General features: G+C 59.4%; 19 protein-coding genes. 10 read left to right on the top strand and 9 right to left on the bottom strand.

The window, feature by feature from the left end; all coding sequences use genetic code 11:
• The first annotated feature begins 22 nt into the window (after positions 1 to 22).
• From J5286_RS15090 to J5286_RS15065, 6 genes are all read left to right on the top strand, one after another.
• Positions 23 to 748 (top strand): SDR family oxidoreductase, encoded by a 726-nt coding sequence (locus J5286_RS15090; RefSeq protein WP_209191126.1) that lies wholly within the window; start codon positions 23 to 25, stop codon positions 746 to 748.
• Positions 749 to 758: 10 nt separating this feature from the next.
• Complete coding sequence (locus J5286_RS15085) at positions 759 to 1,532, top strand: SDR family NAD(P)-dependent oxidoreductase (RefSeq protein WP_209191125.1); 774 nt, start codon at positions 759 to 761, stop codon at positions 1,530 to 1,532.
• A gap of 259 nt (positions 1,533 to 1,791) precedes the next feature.
• Complete coding sequence (locus tag J5286_RS15080; RefSeq protein WP_209191124.1) at positions 1,792 to 3,312, top strand: sugar ABC transporter ATP-binding protein; 1,521 nt, start codon at positions 1,792 to 1,794, stop codon at positions 3,310 to 3,312.
• Between the two features lie 30 nt (positions 3,313 to 3,342).
• Complete coding sequence (locus tag J5286_RS15075; protein WP_209191123.1) at positions 3,343 to 4,311, top strand: ABC transporter permease; 969 nt, start codon at positions 3,343 to 3,345, stop codon at positions 4,309 to 4,311.
• Positions 4,312 to 4,366: 55 nt separating this feature from the next.
• Positions 4,367 to 5,380: a substrate-binding domain-containing protein gene (locus J5286_RS15070; RefSeq protein WP_209191122.1), complete on the top strand. Its 1,014-nt coding sequence runs from the start codon at positions 4,367 to 4,369 to the stop codon at positions 5,378 to 5,380.
• Positions 5,381 to 5,429: 49 nt separating this feature from the next.
• A complete protein-coding gene (locus tag J5286_RS15065; RefSeq protein ID WP_245206095.1) occupies positions 5,430 to 6,617 on the top strand; it encodes an ROK family transcriptional regulator in 1,188 nt (395 codons plus the stop codon).
• Positions 6,618 to 6,632: 15 nt separating this feature from the next.
• On the opposite strand, the gene J5286_RS15060 is transcribed toward J5286_RS15065, so the two are convergent.
• From J5286_RS15060 to J5286_RS15020, 9 genes are all read right to left on the bottom strand, one after another.
• Entirely contained in the window at positions 6,633 to 8,627 is a 1,995-nt protein-coding gene (locus tag J5286_RS15060; RefSeq protein ID WP_209191120.1) for an AAA family ATPase, read from the bottom strand.
• A gap of 151 nt (positions 8,628 to 8,778) precedes the next feature.
• The gene (locus J5286_RS15055; protein WP_209191119.1) at positions 8,779 to 9,429 is read right to left on the bottom strand and encodes a beta/alpha barrel domain-containing protein; all 651 of its coding nucleotides are present in this window, start codon (positions 9,427 to 9,429) and stop codon (positions 8,779 to 8,781) included.
• Entirely contained in the window at positions 9,411 to 10,901 is a 1,491-nt protein-coding gene (locus J5286_RS15050) for a sugar ABC transporter ATP-binding protein (protein WP_209191118.1), read from the bottom strand. Before J5286_RS15050 ends, J5286_RS15055 begins: the two co-directional genes overlap by 19 nt.
• A 63-nt stretch (positions 10,902 to 10,964) precedes the next feature.
• The gene (locus tag J5286_RS15045) at positions 10,965 to 11,921 is read right to left on the bottom strand and encodes a substrate-binding domain-containing protein (RefSeq protein WP_209191117.1); all 957 of its coding nucleotides are present in this window, start codon (positions 11,919 to 11,921) and stop codon (positions 10,965 to 10,967) included.
• 69 nt (positions 11,922 to 11,990) lie between these two features.
• Positions 11,991 to 13,004 carry an ABC transporter permease gene (locus tag J5286_RS15040; RefSeq protein ID WP_247749722.1) on the bottom strand — a complete coding sequence of 338 codons (1,014 nt, stop codon included), beginning with the start codon at positions 13,002 to 13,004 and terminating at the stop codon, positions 11,991 to 11,993.
• 5 nt (positions 13,005 to 13,009) lie between these two features.
• Positions 13,010 to 14,470, bottom strand: coding sequence for a xylulokinase (gene xylB, locus J5286_RS15035; RefSeq protein WP_209191115.1), 1,461 nt, complete (start codon positions 14,468 to 14,470; stop codon positions 13,010 to 13,012).
• Positions 14,471 to 14,474: 4 nt separating this feature from the next.
• Entirely contained in the window at positions 14,475 to 15,104 is a 630-nt protein-coding gene (locus J5286_RS15030) for an SIS domain-containing protein (protein WP_209191114.1), read from the bottom strand.
• An 89-nt stretch (positions 15,105 to 15,193) separates the two neighbouring features.
• The gene (locus tag J5286_RS15025) at positions 15,194 to 16,132 is read right to left on the bottom strand and encodes a sugar-binding transcriptional regulator (RefSeq protein ID WP_245206093.1); all 939 of its coding nucleotides are present in this window, start codon (positions 16,130 to 16,132) and stop codon (positions 15,194 to 15,196) included.
• A 396-nt stretch (positions 16,133 to 16,528) separates the two neighbouring features.
• On the bottom strand, positions 16,529 to 17,299 hold the full coding sequence (locus tag J5286_RS15020; protein ID WP_209191113.1) for an SOS response-associated peptidase: 771 nt from the start codon (positions 17,297 to 17,299) through the stop codon (positions 16,529 to 16,531).
• A 416-nt stretch (positions 17,300 to 17,715) separates the two neighbouring features.
• Here J5286_RS15020 and J5286_RS15015 point away from each other — a divergent pair, with 416 nt between their 5' ends.
• From J5286_RS15015 to J5286_RS15000, 4 genes are all read left to right on the top strand, one after another.
• Positions 17,716 to 18,759, top strand: a complete 1,044-nt coding sequence (locus J5286_RS15015; protein WP_209191112.1) for a helix-turn-helix domain-containing protein — start codon at positions 17,716 to 17,718, stop codon at positions 18,757 to 18,759.
• A gap of 125 nt (positions 18,760 to 18,884) precedes the next feature.
• Complete coding sequence (locus J5286_RS15010) at positions 18,885 to 19,643, top strand: hypothetical protein (RefSeq protein WP_209191111.1); 759 nt, start codon at positions 18,885 to 18,887, stop codon at positions 19,641 to 19,643.
• Between the two features lie 82 nt (positions 19,644 to 19,725).
• Positions 19,726 to 21,171: a DUF1254 domain-containing protein gene (locus J5286_RS15005; RefSeq protein WP_209191110.1), complete on the top strand. Its 1,446-nt coding sequence runs from the start codon at positions 19,726 to 19,728 to the stop codon at positions 21,169 to 21,171.
• A gap of 13 nt (positions 21,172 to 21,184) precedes the next feature.
• A complete protein-coding gene (locus tag J5286_RS15000) occupies positions 21,185 to 21,685 on the top strand; it encodes a hypothetical protein (RefSeq protein ID WP_209191109.1) in 501 nt (166 codons plus the stop codon).
• Positions 21,686 to 21,701: the final 16 nt, after the last annotated feature.

The raw sequence follows: 21,701 nt of genomic DNA, 5'->3' as shown, positions 1-21,701 counted from the left end.
GGGAGCAACAGAGGAGGAGAAGATGAACGATTTGAACGGTAAGATCGCCGCGGTGACGGGTGCCGCGTCAGGGATAGGACTTGCCTCGACGGAAGCCATGATCGCCGCAGGCGCGACGGTCGTGCTCGTCGACCGGGATGAACGAGCGCTCAAGGAGGTCTGCTCCCGGCTTGGAGACCGAGCAGTTCCTCTGACTATCGACCTGTTGAACCCGGAAAAGTGCGCCACGCTGCTCGACGGAATTCTGTCAAAGGTCGATCACCTCGATATCCTGCACGCTAACGCAGGCACCTATATCGGTGGCGATCTGGTCGACGCGGATCTCGATGCTATCGACCGCATGCTCAATCTCAATGTCAACGTCGTCATCAAGAATGTTCGCACCGTCGCTCCGCACATGATCGAGCGCGGCACCGGCGATATTGTCGTTACCAGTTCGGTTGCAGGGCACTCGGCGGTGCCGTGGGAACCAGTCTACTCACCGTCGAAGTGGGCGATGCATGCATTCGTACAGACGATGCGTCGCCAGCTCCTGAAAAGTGGCATCCGCGTCGGCTCCGTGTCCCCGGGGCCTGTCATCAGTGCGCTACTCGCGGATTGGCCGGAGGAGAACCTCAGGAAGGCCAAGGAAGCCGGAGCGCTGATCGAGCCGAAGGAAGTCGCTGATGCCATCATCTTTATGCTGACGCGCCCGCGGAACGTGACCATCCGCGATGTGGTCGTGCTTCCGAGCGCATTCGACATCTAAGGAGCCTGACATGTCCTATCAGAAGAAATTTCGCCTGGACGGAGAGCGCGCGGTCGTTACAGGGGGAGGGCGAGCCATCGGTCTCTGCTGCGCGGAAGCCCTCGCCGAGGCAGGGGCTGCCATCGTAGTGATCGAGCGAAGCGAGAAGGATGCCGATGAGGCTATTGCTCTTCGCAGCAAGGGATACGAGATCGAGGTCCGTGTTGGCGACGTGACCGACTCCGCTCGAATGGAAGAGATTGCAGCCGAGTTTGCTGGCTCGGGCCGCCCGGCAACGATCCTGGTCAACAATGCCGGGATCGGACAGAATGGCATTGCCGCCGAGGATGTGACGGACGCTGACTGGCTCCGCATGATGAACGTCAACGTGAATGGCGTCTTCTGGTGCTCGCGAGCATTCGGGCGCCATATGGTCTCGTCGAAGCGCGGCTCGATCGTGAATCTCGGTTCGATGTCCGGCAACATCTGCAACCGCCCGCAGCCGCAGACGGCCTACAATGTGTCGAAGGCGGCAGTCCACCATCTCACGAAGTCGCTCGCGGCGGAGTGGGCGCATCATGGCGTGAGGGTCAACGCGGTGGCGCCGACCTACATCGAGACGCCAATGGTTGCATCGGTCGAGGCGAACAAGGAGCGGATTCCGATCTGGCTCGCCGATACTCCAATGGGTCGCATGGGGACTCCGGAAGAGGTGGCGAGCGCGGTCCTGTTCCTTGCCTCCGGTGCTGCGAGCCTCATGACGGGCGCAATCGTCAATGTCGACGCTGGGTTCACCTGCTGGTGACACGGTCGCTGGCGAGGCGTTGTTGAGCGCCTCGCCAGGCTGTCGAAAAGTCCGGAAGACGATGTAAATTATATTGACTTGTTTGTTTGTTGTGACAACATACAAATTGAAAATGGGGAGCGGGACGTCGTGATGCGATGTCCACGACCTTGCCGGAGCGACTAGAGGACGTCCTCCGCAATTTGCCAATTAAGCGAAACTCACGACGGAGCCTGCGGCAGCGCAGGGTTCGGCGAGCGCGATACTGCGGGAGGAATTCATGCAGACGACAGAGGCCACACGGGTTTCACCCGCCGCCACACAGAACCTTCTACAGGCGACCGGCGTCGCCAAGAGTTTCAACAAGGTTGCCGCCTTGATCGACGGGCAAATCACTCTTCGGGCTGGAACCGTCAATGCTCTCTGTGGGGGCAACGGGGCCGGAAAGTCCACGTTTCTCGGCATCCTGATGGGCCTTCTCCGTCGCGATGCGGGAACGGTCGCGATCAAGGGGATGCAGGTCGACTTCGCGAAGCCATCCGACGCGCTCGACAACGGCATCGCCATCATCACACAGGAACTGAGCCCGTTCCTCGACATGACCGTTGCAGAAAACCTTTATCTTGGTCGCGAACAGCGCCGCGGACGCTTCTTCGTTGATGACCGCCGCATGATTGCCGACGCCGAGGAGATCCTGGCGCGCCTGAGATTTGACATACCTGCCCGTGCGAGGCTCCGGGACCTTTCCGTCGCTCAGTCACAGCTCGTGGAAATCACGAAGGCGATCAGCCGACGCAGCGAGATCCTGATCATGGACGAGCCGACTTCCGCCATCGGCGAGCGCGAGACCCAAATGCTGTTCGACGCGATCCGGCGTCTCACTGCTGACGGAGTTGGCATCGTCTACGTGTCGCACAGGCTGACCGAGATTTTCGAGATCGCGAACGACTATACGGTTTTCCGTGATGGGCGGTTCGTCGGTGGTGGCGCCATCGCCGACATCGACCGCAAAGGACTTATTCGCTCCATCGTCGGGCGCGACCTTCTCGATCACAGGCGCGAACAGAAGTCCTTCGAGAACGCAAAGCCCCTTCTCGAGGCGAGGGGCTTCTCGTCCGGCAGCAAGTTCAGTGACATCAACGTCACACTGCACGAAGGCGAGATTGTCGGCCTCTACGGTCTTCTCGGTTCCGGCCGCAGCGAATTCGTCAACGCGCTCTACGGGACGGAGCCGCGCGATACCGGCGAAGTCTTCATTGATGGGAAACCTGCCAATCTGAAGACGCCGGCCGACTCCATCGCGGCCGGGATCTCGCTGGTCACCGAGGACCGCAAGCAGACTGGCCTTTCCCTGACGGCATCGGTCGCCCACAACATAACTGTCGCCAATCTCCCGCATTATGCGAAGCGCGGGTTCATGGACGGCGCCGAGGAGGCGAAGAGCGTCCGGGAACACGTGAAGCGGTTTTCGATCAAGACCGCGTCGCCGGATCTTCCCGTTCAATCCTTGAGCGGTGGCAACCAGCAGAAGGTCGTTCTGGCCCGCTGCATCGACACGAATCCCAGAGTGTTGATCTGCGACGAGCCAACCCGCGGCGTCGATGAAGGCGCGAAGCGCGAGATCTACGCATTTCTCGAGAACTTCGTGAAGGCGGGCAACGCCGTCCTGATGATCTCGTCCGAAATTCCCGAAATCCTTGGCAACGCTGACCGCATCGTCGTGTTTCAGCGCGGTCGTATCGCTGGCGAGGTATCCGGACCGGAGGCCAGCCAGGAAACCCTAGTCCATCTGTCGTCCTAACGCAGGCGTCGGGTAATGGAGGAGAAAACCATGAGTACCGCAACCCTCGCCAAGCGCGACATGAACGTCGGCTCGATGATCGCCCGCTACGGCATCGTCATCTCGTTTGTCCTGCTTTTCATCATCCTGTCGATGGCCTCGCCGAACTTCCTGTCGGCGAACAATCTGCTGAACGTGTTGCGGCAGGTGTCGATCAACGGAGTGCTTGCCGTCGGCATGACCTTCGTTATTCTTTCGGCAGGCATTGACCTTTCCATTGGTTCGATCCTAGCCCTCGCGGGCGCCGTCGCTGCCAGCCTGGTGACAGGACCCGATGCGATGAATCCTTTCTTCGGGGTTGTCGCCGGCCTCGGCGTCGGTGCCATCTGCGGGCTCATCAACGGCACGGTGATTGCTCACTTCAGGGTTCCCGCCTTCGTCACGACCCTCGGCATGCTCAGCGTGGCCCGCGGAGCGACGCTGCTCTATAGTGGCGGCCGTCCGATCCCGAACCTAAGCCCCGAGTTCCGCTGGCTGGGTCAGGGTCTCGTCCTCGGCATTCCGGTCCCAGTCATCATCTTCGCGATTGTCTTCGCCATCGCGGCAGTAATGCTGCGCTACTCGATTTACGGGCGCCGGGTCTATGCCGTTGGCGGCAACCCCCGCAGCGCCAAGACGAGCGGCATCAACACGTCCGGCATCATTTTCTCCGTCTACATCATCATGGGCGCTCTGGCCGGGCTTGCGGGCGTCATGCTCACGGCCCGCACCACTTCCGCACTACCTCAGGCAGGTATCGGATACGAGCTGGACGCCATCGCTGCGGTGGTCATTGGCGGAACAAGTCTCACTGGGGGCGTCGGCCGCATTGGCTACACGCTCGTGGGTGTCCTGATCATCGGCATGATCAGCAACGGTCTCGATCTGATGGGTGTGTCCTCATACTACCAGCAGATCATCAAGGGTTCGATCATCGTCCTCGCGGTGCTGATCGACCGCTCCCGGTCCCGGGGCGAATAGCAACTTACTTTGAAGGCGCGGCGGGGTGCCGCGCCAATAGTGGAGGAAGTCCAAAATGAACATGACCAGACGTGCCCTCTTGGGCGCGACGACCGTCCTTTGCCTTATGGGTACTGCTCTCACCAGCGCTCCGGCATACGCAAAGACCCTGAAGATCGCCGCCATCGTGCAGAGCCTGAACACGGAATACAACGTTCTGTGGGCTGACGCTGCCAAGGCTCATCCGGCCCTTGCAGACGGCACCGCGACACTTACGGTTCTTGATGGTCGCCAGGACGTGCTGACGCAGTCGAACCTCTTCGACACCGCTATCACCGAGAAGTATGATGCGATCATCTTCATCCCGGTCGACATCGATGCTGGCAACGATCCGATCGAGCGCGCCAAGGCCGCTGGCATTCCGGTCTTCGGTTCAAACACCGTCGTGTCCAAAACCGACCTCTATGACGCCTACATCAACTCCAACGACGTCGAAGCGGGCGAGATGCTTGCCCACGCTGTGATCGACAAGGTCGGCAAGGACGCGAAGGTCGTCGTTCTCGAAGGCATGCTCGGCCAGTCCGCACAGGTCCAGCGTCTCGAAGGCATCAACAAGGTGCTGAAGGAAAATTCCGGGGTGACGGTGCTGGAGCAGAACACCGCCAACTGGTCTCGCGCGGAAGCCATCACGCTGATGGAAAACTTCCTGACATCCCACGGCGACGACGTGCAGGGCGTGCTTGCTGAGAATGACGAAATGGCCGTTGGCGCCATCGAAGGTATTCGCAACCACGGCCTCGACCCGAAGAAGATCCCGGTCGCCGGTGTCGACGGCATCAAGGACGCTCTCGAAGCTGTGAAGCGTGGCGAGCAGAGCATGTCGATCCTGCAGGATGCGAACGGCCAGGCGCAGGGCGCAATCGACCTCGCTCTCAACAAGCTTCTCGGCGACAGCTACAAGCCGCGCGCAAAGGTCTGGGACACGAACGGCGGCAAGCTGGCGTGGAACGGTGGCAAGGAGCAGCATTACTATGTTCCATGGCTCGCAGTGACTTCGGAGAACGTCGACAAGGTCATGGCTGGCAACTAAAATGAAGAGGAGGGCGCTCAATCGAGCGTCCTCCGACTTGGAAGGTCCGATGAACAAGCCACAGACAATCCGATTGCGAAATGAGATCGAGGCTTTGAACGTTCTTTTCTATGAGGGCGGCATGAGCCGGGCGGACCTCGCTCGCCGCCTCGGATTGAACAGGTCTTCCATCGGCAATATCGTTGGCTCGCTCATTGCCCAATCTCTTGTCGACGAGGGGGGCGACGCCATACGTCCAGCCGACGAGGGACGAACGGGCCGTCCCGGCATCATGGTCAAGCTGTCTGACGACGGCGCCTTCTTTCTTGGTCTTGAAATAGGGATCGATCGGCTCACAGCCGTCCTCATCGATCTGTCCGCAAACATCGTCGGTCACAGAACCGTGGCCTTTGAGTGCGTCACCGCCGATCCCAAGGACGTCGTCGCCAGAGCCGCAGCGCTCGCCTCGGAGACTGTCCCGGCGAAATACGTCGCGCGCCTTCGTGGCGCCTGTCTGACGCTTCCCGCTCTGATGGACACCACCGGCGTTGTTCGCAATGCTCCGATGCTCGGGTGGCGAGACGTTCCTATTACTCGGATGCTCCAGGATTGCTTGCCGTTCCCGGTAGAGGTCGCCACGGAAAATGACGCGAATGCTTTCGCGATTGGCGAGAGCTACATCGCCGGAAATGCAACGCAGCCGCCCACACTCTACCTCAACATCGAGAACGGTGTCGGTGGTGCAATAGTTATTGGCGGGCACCTGTTTCGTGGCGCCCACGGCTTCGCCGGCGAATTCGGGCACCTCTCGGTGTCCGTGCCGCAGCGTCAGGTGAGGCGTGGCTCTTCAGGAGAGCTCGAAACCCTGATCGGCAAGGACGCTGTCCTTGATCTCTATATGGAATTCGGAGGGAAGAGGGATCTCGATCATCTCCTTCGCGCCCTGGCTGCCCGCGACCATATTGCCTTGAAGACTGCGGCCGTCTGGGCGGATGCGCTCAGCTATGGTCTCGCCCAAGTGGTCAAGTTCTTTGATCCTGCGCTCATTGTGCTGGGGGGATCGGTCGCTCCGATCTATTCCTATGTTGCCGCACAGGTGGACGAATACCTTGCCTCCGCGCTGGTCCAAGGCGTGCCGAAGCCGCATATCGAAGTCTCAGCGCGTGGCGGCGAGGGTGCTGCATATGGGGCTGCTTGCCTGATGCATCAGAGGCTATTCTCCAGTGGCGTTGAGGCTTCAGCTGCCATGGGTTCGTAACCGATCCCCGCGTCGTCAGCTCCTTGAAACAGGCCCTACAAGGCTGTTGAGCGTCTTTATCAAGTTCTCGGCTCTGTCTAGGGTACGATTGGTCGCCTCATCCGAACCAGCAAGACTTTCTGAGTTCTGCAGAAGCCATTGCGCTGGGGTGAAGTGGTTGAAGACTGGAATCTCGTCTGGGAGAATATTGAAATATGCTTCCGCCTTCTTGACGAGGCGTTCGGTGCCCGTGTCCGCCTCAGAAAGCTTCGTCACATCGAGCGCGTGAGCGCCTACTAGGCCGTATGCACCGTTGATAATTCTGCAGAGGAGTTCAGGATCGAACAAATCCTCGATGTCGGCTTCTTCTTGGTCGACGAAATCCGCAATCGACAGCACGCCGCCTTGCTTGATTATCTCTGACTTGCGAAGGGCTTCCAGCTTGTTCCTATCCTTCTTCGTGTAGTCGGACAGGGCGATCACATCCAAGCTGTTTCCCGCAAACAGTGAAACGAAAGACTGAATCTTGTCGATGCCGCCGGCAGGACACATGACCCATTTCGTATCCAGTCCAGTTCGATCGCGCTTCGTTAGTTCGGCCGACAAAGCCTGCAGATACAGAATGTCACCTGGGCCCTCGACGAGAATCGTGTGTTTTCCAACGAACAGGGACTGCGTGAGCGAGTATCCTAATGCACCTTGGAGCGGAAAGATCGAATCTTTGTCTGCCTTCAGAACATCCTCTCTGACGGTCGTTCCAGTAGGTGTTCTTCGCCCGCGGCCATCCACGTTGACAAGATCCTCGACGATGCGAGAAGCCATGATGTTGTCGTGTGGCACCATGAACGGCGAATGCGTTGAATAGACGATCTGGTGGTGGGGCGCGAGCTTCTCGGTGAAGTAGCGAAGAAGGTCAGCCTGTGCCAGGCCATGGAGTGTGAGTCCGGGCTCATCAAGCAGGAGAAACACTCTGCCAGTTGCGTCCTTTTTTACACGGTCGAACTTTATCAAGAACGAGAAGAACCAGGTGAACCCGGCGCTTCGTTCAGAGAAGGACGTGTCCGCGCGGTGAAGCATATTGTAGATTCGCGCACGCCCTACGGCTCCGGAGTTGAATGGGGCCGGGTCGTCGGACAATCCCTCGTTCACGCTGACGCGGATCTCAATATCTTGGTTCTGGGTCCAATATTCAAGAATCTCTTCCGTCAGGATGTTCGAAGCCGCCTGAAGCTTAGCATTGAAGCTCTCGAATGTTGTCGTCGACAGAATGTCGGAGAGCGTCACGCTCGAGTATTCGAGGAACTCCCAAAATAGGCGGTCACCGCGTAGATCTTCGCGTTCGAACAGAGAGCCGTCGTCGGCGTGCTGCTTGAGGCTCGGAAGATGAACCACCGCATTCATTCGATCGTAATTCGAAAAGTACATGAATTGGGGGAAGTTTGGTTCGAGTATCTGGCGAGCCCGGGACAGGCAGCTTTGCAAAGGAAAAGCCGAGACTTTGTTCAGTAGCGCTTGATGCTTTACGTTCCGAGTGAGCTCCTTGAGCTTTGAAACCAACTCTCTCGATGTCCGCGGGTTCCCGACTTGACTGCGCTCTGCAGCAGAAAAGCCGGAAAGCGAAATAAGGTGCTGGAGTGCCTTCTCTTCGAAAATTGGCAGTGACCAGCACGCGCCGTCGCTGTCATATGTCCGTGCTACGGTGATGGTATCGCCACTAATCGCATCTGGTCCAAACTCCGCCCGAAGCTTGTCGACCTCATTGGGGGCGAGCTGCCAAACTGTTGATACCACCTCGGCGCTACGCCCCTCGTGGCGTTCGGCATATCTGGCCAAGTAACGCTTTGGGTAGTCCCGCTCAAGCTCATAGCGAAATGGTGTTGCGGGGTGCGGATTAAGTCCGGCGAGCGCCTGCAATATCGCAGTTTTGCCAGCCTCATTCTTCCCAACCAGACAAGTGAGATGTTCGAGGGTGAATTCTCCCGAATCTTCTACGGATCGAAAATTCTGTACCCTGGCAGACTTCAGTTCCATGGCTTCCTCAAAATACAAGGTAAGAGGGCAGTAACGGAACAATAACCTGCTTTATGATTGAAAGTTTAGCGATTGTTTCGTCTGGCCACAGAAACTGCTGTTAAAGATTGTATTGTCTTGCGCGACCCGTATGCGCGGAAGACGTCTGGTCTTACGCCGCGAGGCTGCCGAGCATCTTCGAGAATGCCTTGGAGCGCTCCTCAGCCTCGCCATCTGTGAATAAGGCCGCTCCGACGACCGCGAGGTCGACGTGTAGTTTTTCGAGGCGACCGAAATGATCCGGAACGATCTTGCCGTCGACGATCGTGTAGAGACCCACAGGCCGCTCGGACAGACGTGTGAACGCATGCTCGTCGAAGGCTCCCCCGCCCGCCGGCGCCGTTAAAAACAAGCAGCCGTCAGCATGCTCTGCGACGCGTGCGAGCTCGGACACCGCAGTTGTGTGCCTTATCGCCGCGAAAGACTTCGCGCCGTTCGAGCGTGCGATACGGGAGAGCTCGGTGAAATCCTCCCCGGATTCCAGGTGGATCGCAATCGATCTCACGCCCATTTCCGAGAACCGGATGACAGAGTCCTTGGGCCGCTCCACCATCAGGTGGACGTCGAGCGGTCTGGAGGCGCATTCGGCAAGATCACGGATTATCCTTGCCGTAAGGCCATATTCCGGCGCGAAGACGCCGTCCATGACATCGAGATGCAAGGATTCGATATTCGGCAGCACGGCTTCGATTTCTTCAGCCAGCCGGAAGGGATCGGCTGCATATACGGATGCGGAGAGAGCTGTCATGCTGCGGGCGCCCACGCTGCTTCGCGTAGCTTGCCCAGTGTCCATTCTTCAACGGGCTTCGGCTCTGTGGTGCAGTATCCGTGCTGGAAGATCGCAATGCGGTCGCAGATCTCCACCAGCTCCTCCTCCTCGGAAGACACGACGACGATGCATCGACCCTCGGCGGCAAGGCGCCGGATGATGTCGTAGATGTCCGACTTGGCACCGATGTCGACGCCCTTGGTGGGTTCGTCAAGAAGGATCAGGTCGGCGTTCTGTTCGATGATGCGGCCGAGCAAAACCTTCTGCTGGTTGCCGCCGGAAAGGGATTTGGTGGGCGCGTCGAGCCGGCCGCGAGTCCCGATCGAGGCGAGGGTCTTCCGAGCCGACGCGCGGGCTTCGTTAAGATCGACAAGCCCCTTGCTGCGATAGCGGGTGAGCGTCGACAGTACGACATTCTGGAAGGATGACATCAGAGGGATGAAGCCATCATGCTTCCGCTCTTCCGTAAGGAAGGCAATGCCGCTCTCGATTGCTCCTTTGGGAGACGAGGGGACGTAGCGCTTGCCCGCGATTTCGACGATACCCGATGCTACCGGCTCCATACCGTACAGAGTACGGAGAAAGCGCGTCCGGCCTGATCCGACAAGACCGTAGAGGCCAAGTACCTCGCCGCGGCGAGCCTCGACGTCGGCGCCCTTCAGTCGTGTTCCGGCAAGTCCTTTGACCTTCAGGAAGACGTCGCCAGCTGCGCGAACCTCACGACGGCTGGCGACATGCTTGCCATGCGCATCCCCAACGATGGCGTCGACGATAGCCTGCTTACTGACGTCCGAGCCTGCCGCGTGATAGACGACACGCCCGCCGGAGAGCACTGTGGCTTCGTCGCACACGGTGAGAACTTCGTCGAGCTTGTGGGACACCAGCACTACACCGATGTTTCGCTCGAGCGCGATGCGCCGGACATGAGCGAGCAACTCGGCGGACTGGTTGCCGTCCAGCGCGGTCGTCGGCTCGTCGAGGAAGAGATAACGCGCCTTGCCTTCGAGGTTCGCGATCACTTCAAGGAGCTGCTTCTCGGGATGGGAGAGGCCCTTGACGGTCCGGGTGACATCGACCTGCAAGCCGTAACTTGCAAGCAAGGTCTTCGAGTAGGTATTCATCTCGGATGTCTGTTTCAGTCCGTGAAGCTTGACTTCCCGCCCGAGGAACAGATTCTCGGACACCGTGAGGTTAGGTATCAGGCGCAGTTCCTGGTAGACGCAGCCGATGCCCTTGGCGAGCGCCTCTCTGGGTGAGTGCAGCACGACCGTTTCGCCGTCCACAATGAGGTGGCCATTGTCCTGCGGTTGCGCGCCCGCAAGGATCTTGAGCAAGGTCGACTTCCCGGCGCCGTTGTGGCCAAAAAGACCGTGGATTGTGCCCGGCTTCACTTCGAAGTCGATACCGTGCAGAACCCCGACGCCTGCAAAGGACTTGGTGACACCGGTCGCCTTGTAGCTGGACATGTAACGTACCTCACAGATTGGGACAGATGCCCGGGCGCGCGGGTTCCGCGCGCCCGGTGGAGCTTAGTAGGCCTTGTCGACCGTATCTGCCGCATTGTCCTTGTTCACGAGCAGCGGTGGGCTGTCGATGACAGGCTCAAGCTTCTCGCCATCAAGGAACTTCTTGATGTTCTCGACCTGGATTTGTGCGAGCTTTGCAGGCTCCTGGATAGCGCCAGCCTTCAGTGTCGTGTTGTCTTCGATATGCTTCACACCGAGCTTGTCGACGAAGGCGTAGAGCTTCACGTCGTCGCGGCCGAGCTGCTGAATAGCGGCGATTGCGCCGAGTGCAGACGGCTCGGTGTCGGAGTAGACGACGGTGATGTCAGGATTGCCCTGGAGCATTTCCGTGGTGACCTTCAACGAAGTGGTCTCTTCGACCTTGCCGTTGACCAGCGCGACAAACTTCACGTTCGGATTAGAGGCCAGCGCCTCCTTGAAACCGTCATCGCGTGCATTCGCTGCAACCGAAGTCGGTTCACCGACAATGCCGATTACAGCTTTGCCATCGGCGCCGATATCCTTAAGGAGCTGCTTGCCGATATAAACGCCGCCAGCCTTCTGGTCCGTCTGAACGGCCTGTTCGACCTTGAGGTTCTCAGCCTTGAGGCCCGCCGGATCAGGAAGCAGGTTGATCGTGAAGACCGGGATCTTTGCTTGGTTCAGTTCCGAGACCGACGCGACGCAGGGGCCGGAAGATACGCAGTTGAGTGCTACGGCGGCAACGCCCTGTTGAGCAAGTGTCTGAACCTGAGAGAGCTGCTTTGCGTCGTCATTGTCGGCGATCAGCACGCGGACGTCAAAGCCCTGCTTGGCAGCGTTCTCCTCGAAGCTCTTTTTCATGGCGACATAGTAGGGGTTGGTCAGGTTCGGAAGGGCAACGCCCAGAACCTTCTTGTCCTGCGCATGAACGGCTGCAGCCGACAGCGCGAGGGACATGCCAAATGCTGCCAGCACGGAATTCTTCACGAGTTTCTTCATCGTTGCTCCTCCTATTTGGATGATGAAAGTGATTGCCGGATCGGCCGGCGCCGTCTCTGGTTCGCACGCTCAGGCGCTGACCGAAAACTTCTTCTTCAGCATGGTGACCCAAGGCAGGGAAAGCCGACTGGATGACCGCATGGTGTCGAACGTTACGCCGACTAGAATGATCACGCCAATGACGAGAGGCTGCCAGTACGCGTTGACGTTCAGGACGTTCATGAGGTTGGAGATGGTCGCGATCAACGTGGCGCCGATCATCGCACCCCAGATGGAGCCGATACCGCCGAAGAGGCTGACGCCACCCACGACTGCGCCTGCAATCGAAAAGAACAACTCGTCACCGCGACCTGCAGTCGGATACCCGGTCATTAGACGGGAGCCATAGATGAGGCCGCCGCAAGCGCCGCACAAGCCGGAGATCGAATAGACGAGGATCGTGATCCGCGAAGTGTTGACGCCCGCAAGACGCGCTGCCTCGACGTTGCCGCCGACGGCGAAGATGTGCGTTCCGGTCACCGTGCGCTTGATGAAGAGCGCGGCTGTAATCACGGCTATGGCGAGAGCAATGACCGGGAAAGGGATGCCGAACAGCTTGTACTGGCCGATGAAGCGGTAACCAAAATCCATGACTCGGATGGATTCTGCACCCGTGATGATCTGCGGGATCGAAGCCGCGACGCCCATCATGGCAAAGGTAACGATGAAGGGCGGTACGCCAGTCTTATCGATGATCAATCCATTGACCGCACCCGCAAGGGCGCCCACCGCAAGAACCAGCACCGCGGCGACAGGCCAGGGGAGGCCGACATATTCCATGAACACCGCTGCGATGACGCAGGTCATGGCCACGATCGAGCCGCACGAGAGGTCGATGCCGCCCGTGAACAGCACGAAGGACTGCCCCAGGCAAAGGAACCCGATGACGGCTCCGTTCAGCAGCAGCACGAAGATGTTTGAAAACGTCAGGAAGTTCGGAGACGCGATTGCGCCAGCGATCATAACGACGAGAAGGACGAAGGCGATGCCTGCTTCGGCAGGAACGCGAATTCCTTTGCCCTCATGCGGTTGGATTTGTGTCATGTCTGTCATTCCTTCCTCCACTCTGCAAGCGGCAGGGCGGAGCGATAGGCGCCCCGCACTTCTTCCATTCGCGCGGCATCTCGCTCGCGCGGTTCCGCCACGACCTCGTATCGAGGCTCCCACTTTTCTGTGATTTCGCTCGTATGCCCTCCGGTCACTGCGGCGGCTGCCTGTACAGCAGCGCCCGCGGCGGCGGCTTCCGGCAAGTCGCAGGTCCAAACTTGCTTCCCTGTGAGATCGGCAAGGATCTGACGGTATGCCTTCGACCGCGATGCGCCACCCGTCACGATCAAGCGGCCGTCGCGTTCGACGCCAAGTGATGCGAGATAGTCGCCGCCCTCAAGGAGGCCACAGATAACCCCTTCGACGGCAGCGCGGGCAATCTGGCCCGGCTCGACGTCGCTTCGAATTCCAGCGAGGATGCCGGTCGCATCCGGCAGATTGGGTGTCCGCTCACCGTCGAGATAGGGAACAAGCACCAATCCTCTGGCACCCGGCTCAGTGGCAAGAGCAAGGGTGTCGAATTCTTCGGTGGTGGCGCGGAGAATCCGCCGAAATGCATCGGTGACCTTCGCTGAGTTTAAGGTGGTGATCATCGGCAGGAAGGCGTCAGCAGCATCAGCATATCCGTTGATGGAGCCCGTGGCGTCCTTGATGCCGACCGTCGTGCGGCCGTAAAGTGTCCCGCTTGTGCCGAAGGAGATGATCACATCGCCCTCGCGTATACCCATGCCGAGCGCGGCGGTCATGTTGTCTCCGGAACCCGCACCCACGACAGCGCCTTGAAGCGCTTCCAAGCCGTCGATGCGTTGCACCGGGCCAGATCCCTCGCTGGAGCCGATAATTTCCGGAAGCACGGTTTCCCAGTCGATGTTCGGTACGGCAAGATCGGCGAGCGCGAAATCCCAGGAGTTTGTGAACGGATTGAAGTACCCGGTTCCCGAGGACACGCCACGTTCCGTGGTCGCCCGGCCGCTCAGCCTGTACAGCAGGTAATCTGAGGGCAGCATGATCCGCCGCGCCTTGGCAACCATGCCGGGATGCGTGCGCTCGGTCCAAGCGAGCTTGCTGACGGTCAGTGCTGCGGCGGGAACGGAGCCAGTGCGAGTGGCCCAATCCTTCTGCGGAAGCATTTCGCGGAGAATTGAGGCATCGTGGGCGGACTCGGTGTCGTTCCAGAGCTTGGCATCGCGAAGCGGCAGGCCGTCTTCTCCGAGCATCACGAGACCGTGGCCCTGACCGCCGACCGAGATTCCAGCGATACGCGGGAGATAGGTCGTCAGTTCGCCGAAGGCAGACACAAGGGCCTGCCACCAAGCCTCGGGCGCCTGTTCGCTGCGCGGCGGCGTAGTCGGCGGATGCGGTTTGCGGGCCTCCGCGACGACAGCTCCGTCTTCCAGGCGTCTCAGCACGACCGTGCACGACTGGGTGGAGGAATCGACGCCGGCGACGAGATCGCGTTGCATCTGATCAGCCCTCGGCGTTCTGAAGGCGCTTCAAGCTGTCTTCTGCGTCACGTCCGACGGCGCCGGACGGATGCGTGAACAGCAGCTTGTCCCAGCTGTAGCCCCGAGCGACGCGGCAGACTTCGACGAGAGCATCGGTGACGGCAGCGGTCGCGAGCGAACTGCCAGTCGCGACGACTGCACCAAGATCGCTGTCTGCCGGAAGGGTCAGCTGGATGACCTCGTCGGACATCAGGGCCAGAGGAGACTTCGGGTCTGCGGTGATAGATATGAGGCCGGCGCAGAGTGTCTTGGCGCGGGCGCAGAAGTCGTTCAGCTCGTCCGAGCTGCCACCCTTCGAAAGAGCGAGGACAAGGTCGTCGTCCTGCAAGACGCCGAGGCCGCCATGGAGACCATCTGCCGGCGGCAGGTAGAAGGCGGGGGTGCCGCCGACTGAAAGAAGATGCGCGGCCCGGCTGGCGATTGCGCCAGATGTGCCGCTTCCAGTGACCAGGATCTTGCCCTTGCACTCGATAAATTTCTTGGCAACCGCGAGGAAGGTCTCATCGACCCCGTCAAGCGTTCCAAGAATAGCCGCTGCATCCGCACGGATTACCTGCTTAGCGCGACCGACCCACTCGTGTTCTGACTGCATAGGAAGCCTCCCTGATGGCGGGAGTCATATGCCACTCTACTAAATTCGTCAAGTGAGTGCATATTCGCTCATTTGAGCGTTATTAACATCTAACCAGCCATGAGCTTCCTCGCGACGCCAGCGTCAGTGATCAGTGTCGTGACCCACTTGCCCTTGAGGGTCGCCCGGATGGCGTCGGCCTTTTCGATGCCACCGCCGATCCCGATGCGTTCCGGAATGCGGCGCAGTTGCTCCGTGCTGAGGCATAGTCCGGTCTGGTCGAGCGGGCTGGCGACGGCTTCTCCCGCTTCGTCGATGAGGGTCGCGCATACGTCGGCGCACACGTTTTTCTTCAATGCGTCGCGGCGCCAATCTTCCGGGAAACCGGAGCACAGGCAGGACTCCGCCGGGCGCCAAGAGCCGATTCCAACGGCAAGCACGTCGATCTTGTCGTAGCGGGACATTGCACTCGCAATCGAAGTCTCGTTCCGAAGCCTCGCGATCAGGTCGGGATCGTCGACCCACATAGGGCCGAAGAGGGGATAAGCGGCACCGCCGCTGGCGCGCGCAACGCGGTGAACCAGTTCGGTGGGATTCTGCGAAAGGTCGAGGCCTGCCGGGCTGCCTCCGGCCTGAACGACATCCACCCGTGGCAATCGGCCGACGGCTTTCCCGGTGGCGGAGAGGGTGCGTCCCCAGCTGAGACCGAGCAATTGTCCGTCGATTAGCGACTCTTCGAGGTAGTCAGCCGCAAGCAGTCCCAGTGGTTCGAACAGTTCGCTCGAGTGCAGGTCCGGCCCGTCGAGGACTAGCGCCGCCTTGAGGCCGAACTTCTGGCGCAGCTTCTCGGCAAGCTCGGTGTTGATGTCCCCCTGGTCGTTGATCTCGATCTTCACAATACCGTCAGCGAGGGCGGTGTCCAAAAGGCGGGCCACCTTGAACCTAGAGATGCCCAATTCGTCGGCGATCTGGGACTTGGTCTTTTGCTCGATATAGAAGCGGCGAGCGACGAGAGAGGCTTGTAGCTTCTGGAGGGGGCGTCGAGGCATTTGAATGGATCTTCGCTCATTTGTTGCAATTAGGTCAGCCTTTTGACAGATTGCGCACCGATCGGCAACGGCAGCCTAGCACTGCGGTCTTTGTGTACTCTACGCTTCAAACGCAGATGACGAACTCTCCATGCTGAAGTCGACCTTTGTCGAGATGTACGATCGCGGCGGGCCTGTTCCCATCCAAGAATACTTGCAGGAAGAGCACGAATTCCAGTCGACCAAATAGCTGGCAGTACGCTATGTACGATGCCCTTTCGATCGACAACTGGTTCCTAGACGGAGGTTTCGCGAACATAGCCTGAGTGCGATCTTGGCGGGGAACGCGATGATAGGCGGGCGTAGGTAGAGCCTCTCGCTGGTACTAGACAAAACCATAGAAATCCGGCTCCTCCGTCAGAGCAGGCTCGCCTGAACAGGTTCCCCTTCCTTCGAGACGATCCTGGATCCGTATGCCTCGCGGGATGTGATCATGATCGCGTCATTCGGCGCCGGACGCGCTAGATGCTGTGCTTCTTCCCAGGAGCCGTTCATCCAGAGATCCGTTTGCTCCTTCGTCGTCAATAGGACGGGCATCGCCTTCCCGTGGATCGGCTTGACGACATCGTTCGGGTCGGTCGTCAGGAAGGCGTAGAGATCGTCAGTCGTCAGCCCATCCTTGACCTTGCGGACGCTATTCCATTGCGGCACGTGGATTCCGGCGAAGAACATCAGCTCCTTGTTCTCGCTGCGCCCGAACCAGGCATTCGGAACGTTTCCGCCCGGCCGCTGGCTGGCAGGATCCGGCTCCGCGAAGGAAGTGACGGGGACAATGCAACGGTGCTCGACGCCGAACCAGCGCTTCCAATGAGGGATATTGAGCTTGCGGACGTTGGTGACGCCCCGGTCCGGCTCCATGCGGATTAATTCATCCATATCGAAGGGCTTCCCCTTGTCCGCGAGCTTCGCGGCGCGCTTTTCGGCCGCTGCCTTCTGAACGAAAAACGGCGATGGCAATCCCCATCGTGCGTGGACGAGCTGCGTTCGGCCGTCAGCGGTGTTGCGGACGATTGGCCCCATCTGGTCCGGGTTCATCTGGTAGCTGGGCATGATGTTGATCAGGCTTTCAACATCCTGCGCCCATTTCGAGACCCAGTCCTTGTCTTCCATTCGGTATAGATTGCACACGAGCTACCTCACCATTAGTTGGGATGGGCAAGGTAACGGACAGCACTAAAGCTGCCAACCTGTGATCCGGAGCCACAATACACGCGATGGCAAGGTCTGTTCGGACCTGTCGCTGACCATGGGTTTCAGTCTGTGTTCGCAGTCATCATTCCGCCGGCGCCTCAGCGAAATCCGGTTTTCCAATTCCAACGGGAACGCCTTCAACAAAAGCTTCGCGGCAGGCCGGGAAAACTCGCGCTTCACCTGCTGATGCTCGCGATACCTGGCACAAACGGAACACAAGTCGAGACGTGATGAAAAGGGTTACTTCGTCCTGCAATCACCTCTCGTCGCAATAGTGTCGAGGCTTCCCAAGTGGCAGCTATAGTTGTATTCTGCGGGCTGGAACAATTTAAGCTCAACCCTGTGGAGCGCCCATGCGGCCCAACGATGAAGGTGCAGCCCCGGTTCCCAGTCGGTCCATAAATTTCAACACGCGTGATTTCGCGCTTCACGAACAGTTTGACGCATGGCAGGAACTCGCCAATCCCATACTTGACCTCAAGAACCTGAAGCCGAATGCCCACGATGGCTATGCGGCAGAAATGACTGCGTACCATCTGGGCGATTTCATCCTGTCCAACGAGACCTTCGACCCGATGGCATACGAAATTGGACCAGCGGCTGTCAGGCGCGCTGATCTCGAGCACTGGGTAATCAGCGTGAACAGGGGCGGGATGTCCGTCATGGAAGCTGGTGGCGATGTTTTGACCACCCCGGCTGGTGCCATTTCGGTTCGATCCCTAGCGATGCCGCTGCGCGGTGAGGCGACCGTGCAGAATATGTTGTTCCTTTATGTGCCGCGTAAACTTTTTCCGGAAAGGGCCGCTGCGTTCGACGCCGCCATAAGAAACGGGCTTCGTCCGGCGTTCGCCGCACTGCTGAGGGATTATCTGATATCTCTGGAAAGACAGGTCGCATTCGTCCAGCCTGAAAACCTTCAGGATATTTCCGAGGCAACCAAGGCGATGCTGAGGTGCTGTATCGCGCCGGAACCCGATGCTCTTCACGAAGCTGGCGGGCCTCTTTCTGCAACACTGCTCGACCGTGCGCGAAGGCACATCAGGTCGAACCTGAACTCTCCGACCCTCTGCGCGGAGGAGCTTTGCACGGTTCTCAGGATGTCGCGGTCGCAGCTCTACCGCCTCTTCGAACGCAATGGCGTAGCCTCTGAAATCCGAACGCAAAGGCTCCTCGCCAGCCACAGGGCGCTGTCCGACGCCGGATCACGGAAGCCCATTTACGCCATCGCGAGCGAATTTCACTTTTCTTCGCCAGAAGAGTTCTCGAAGTCATTTCGACGCGAGTTCGGCTACGCTCCCAGCGATGCGAGGGGAAAACGCCCTCCCGCTGGAAGGTCAAGCCTTGGTGGTCTGGGCGGGGCGTTTTGCGAATGGCTGGCTAACCTTCAGGTTGATTGAGACGACAGCACAGGATTTGGGACGCGATCCCATAGTGCTTTGATTCCAGACTGATAGACTTTGACCGCATGAATGGGGGCTCAATGTCAAAATCGTTTTGGATACCGATTGGCGCGGCACTTCTGATGACCTCTGCACTGCTGCCTGCCTCCGGGTGCTTTGCCGCAGACGCTCTTCCCGTCATCGCCCCAAGCCCGACTGAGCGCGATCCGGACCGTGTTACATTCGCGTTCTCGCCCTACCTCTGGATCGCGGGCATCACGGGTGACACCGCTGTGTTCGGACTTCCAGAGGTGCACAGCAGCGAAAGCTTCGGCGACATCCTAAAGGACGTCGATTTCGGCTTCATGGGAGCCGCAGAGCTGCGGTATGGCGACTTCAGCGTCCTGACGGACATTTCATACGCGCGTGTCACTTCCGACTCCGCTACGCCGCGCGGCGTGTTGGCGGACTCTGTCGACCTCAAACAGGAGACCTTCAGCGCGATGCTGGGCGTCGGCTACACCCTGATCGGCGACGAGGAGAGCAGGCTCGACGCCGTCGTAGGTGCCAAGCTCTGGTGGACGGAGACCACGATATCTTTCACCGGAGGACCGCTGGGCGGTATCTCGGGAACGGATGAAGCTACTTGGGTCGACGGCCTGGCAGGCTTCCGCGGGGTCTATTCCATCACCCCGGAAATCTATCTGACCGGGTGGGGCTATATCGGAGCGGGCGGGGCAGACCTCGACTGGGATGTCATGGCTGGCGTTGGTTACAAGTGGAAGGAGTCGATCTCCGCTGTCATCGGCTATCGAGCGCTCGGCGTCGACTACTCCAACGGCAGCCTGACAAACGACATCGTTGAACACGGGCCGATCCTCGGGGTCGTCTTTCGGTTCTGACACGTAGCCCCGCCGCCGCCGCCAGCTGTCTTCTCGATGTGGAGTTTCTTTCCGTGAACACGGGCAAAAATGGAGACGTTTGATGCGTAGACGACTTGTTGCTCTTGCTTTCGCATTCACGCTGACGACAACGTTAGGGAATGGAGGCCTGTTCTCGTGGCCAAGCACCGCCCGAGCTCAAGGCTTCACCGCCGATGAACTCCACGATCGTGCCCTCTACCGCAGGGCGGTCGAAGCAGTCATCTGGGGCATGCCCGCGGTCAACTACGACCTCATGCTGCAGGAGATGTTGACCAAGACCAAGGGCAAGCCCGGCGAGGTGATCTATTGGGGCAAGGCACTCGACTGGATGAACCAGACGCTGACGCCTAATCCCGACACGCTCTACCTGATGACGTTCTTCGATACGCGGAACGGGCCCATGGTGATCGAGGTTCCGCCAGCAAACGGCGGGTCGCTGAATGGCAACATCGTCACCGCTTGGCAGATGCCGCTCGAAGATGTCGGGCTGTTGGGCGTCGACAAGGGCGCGGGCGGCAAGTTTGTGATCTTGCCACCCGGCTATTCCGGAAAAGTGCCTGAGGGTTTCAGCGCATTGCAATCCGATACGTTCGGCGGCTACGCGCTGCTGCGCTCGAATTTGGCAAGCCACAGCGACGCCGACGTCGCGAAATCCATTGAATACGGCAAGAAGATCAAGGTCTACCCACTGGCGCAGGCAGACAACCCGCCGCCGACGATCTTCACCGATGTGAAGGATGTCCTGTTCGACTCCACGATCCGCTTCGACTCGACCTTCTTCGAGCATCTCAATCGCATTGTTCAGAACGAGCCGTGGATCGCTCGCGATGACGCGATGATCGATCCGTTGCGCACGCTCGGCATCGAGAAGGGCAAGCCTTTCAAACCGGATGCCGAAACCCGCTTCCAGCTCGATGCCGCCGCCGTAGAGGCGAAGGCCTGGCTCGACGCCAAGTACGAAGCGGGATGGACGTCCTTCTACGAAGGCACCCACTGGCGGCCCGCGGCAATTCCTGAACTGGCCAAGGCCGCGCAGGCTGGATATGCCCTGCCGGACGCCTACCCGACGGACGCGCGAGCCGTGATCTACACGCTTGGCTACATCGGTATTAAACGGCTTGGGACTGGGCAGTTCTATCTCCTCACTGCAAAGGACAAGTCTGGCGATGCTCTGGATGGCGCGCAGACGTACAAGCTGACGGTTCCGCCCAATGCTCCTGTGGACCAATACTGGTCCGTCACGGTTTACGATCGGCAGACGCACGGTTTGGTCCGAAACATGGAGCGGGCCAGCCGCGCCTCAAATGCGGCCGATGTCCAGAAAAACGCTGACGGTTCAGTCGACCTTTACTTCGGACCGCAGGCCCCAGCGGGCAAGGAGTCGAACTGGGTTCCCACCGATCCGCTACGCGAGTTCGAGCTGATGGTCCGCGTCTACGGCCCGAAGAAGGAATTCTTCGAAAAGGCATGGACCTTGCCGGACGCGGAGAAGGTTTCGGCTCGGTAGCCGGGAGGCGCGGATGACCTTAGGCACGCGGTTCGTCAAGTGGGGCCTTGGCCTCTTTCTGTTCGGAGTCTTCCTGACCTTTGGGATTGTGGCCCATTATTGCGTCGGGGCACGCTGGCCGACGGGCGAGTTGTTCATGCAGAATATCACGCTCTGGTGGGCCTGCCCGTGGACACTCTCTGTCGCCGCGGTGCAGGCGGGCGGGCTGGGTATGGTCGCGCTCGGACTGGCGCAAATGTTGGCCGCGCGCTTTTCACCGATGAGTGCCGTTCCAAATCCAGCGGCTCTCTGGCTGTGTGTCGTTGGTCTTCTTGGCGTATTCGCCGTCGGCTATCCCGGTTACTTCGTCTTCGACACCATCTGGCCCGGTTACTACTATTCGCCGATCACGATCGGCAAAAACACCTGGTTGCTCGGACAAGGGCTATTCGTGGCAGTCTACCTGGGCGGCGCAACCCTCATGTTCACGACCGTGCAACGATCACTGGACGGCGTACCTGCACAGACGGACTGACAAGACGCCTCGTCCG

This window comes from Rhizobium sp. 16-488-2b, from assembly GCF_017741815.1.
Lineage (GTDB): Bacteria > Pseudomonadota > Alphaproteobacteria > Rhizobiales > Rhizobiaceae > Rhizobium.
This window is presented reverse-complemented; position numbering and strand designations above follow the sequence as displayed.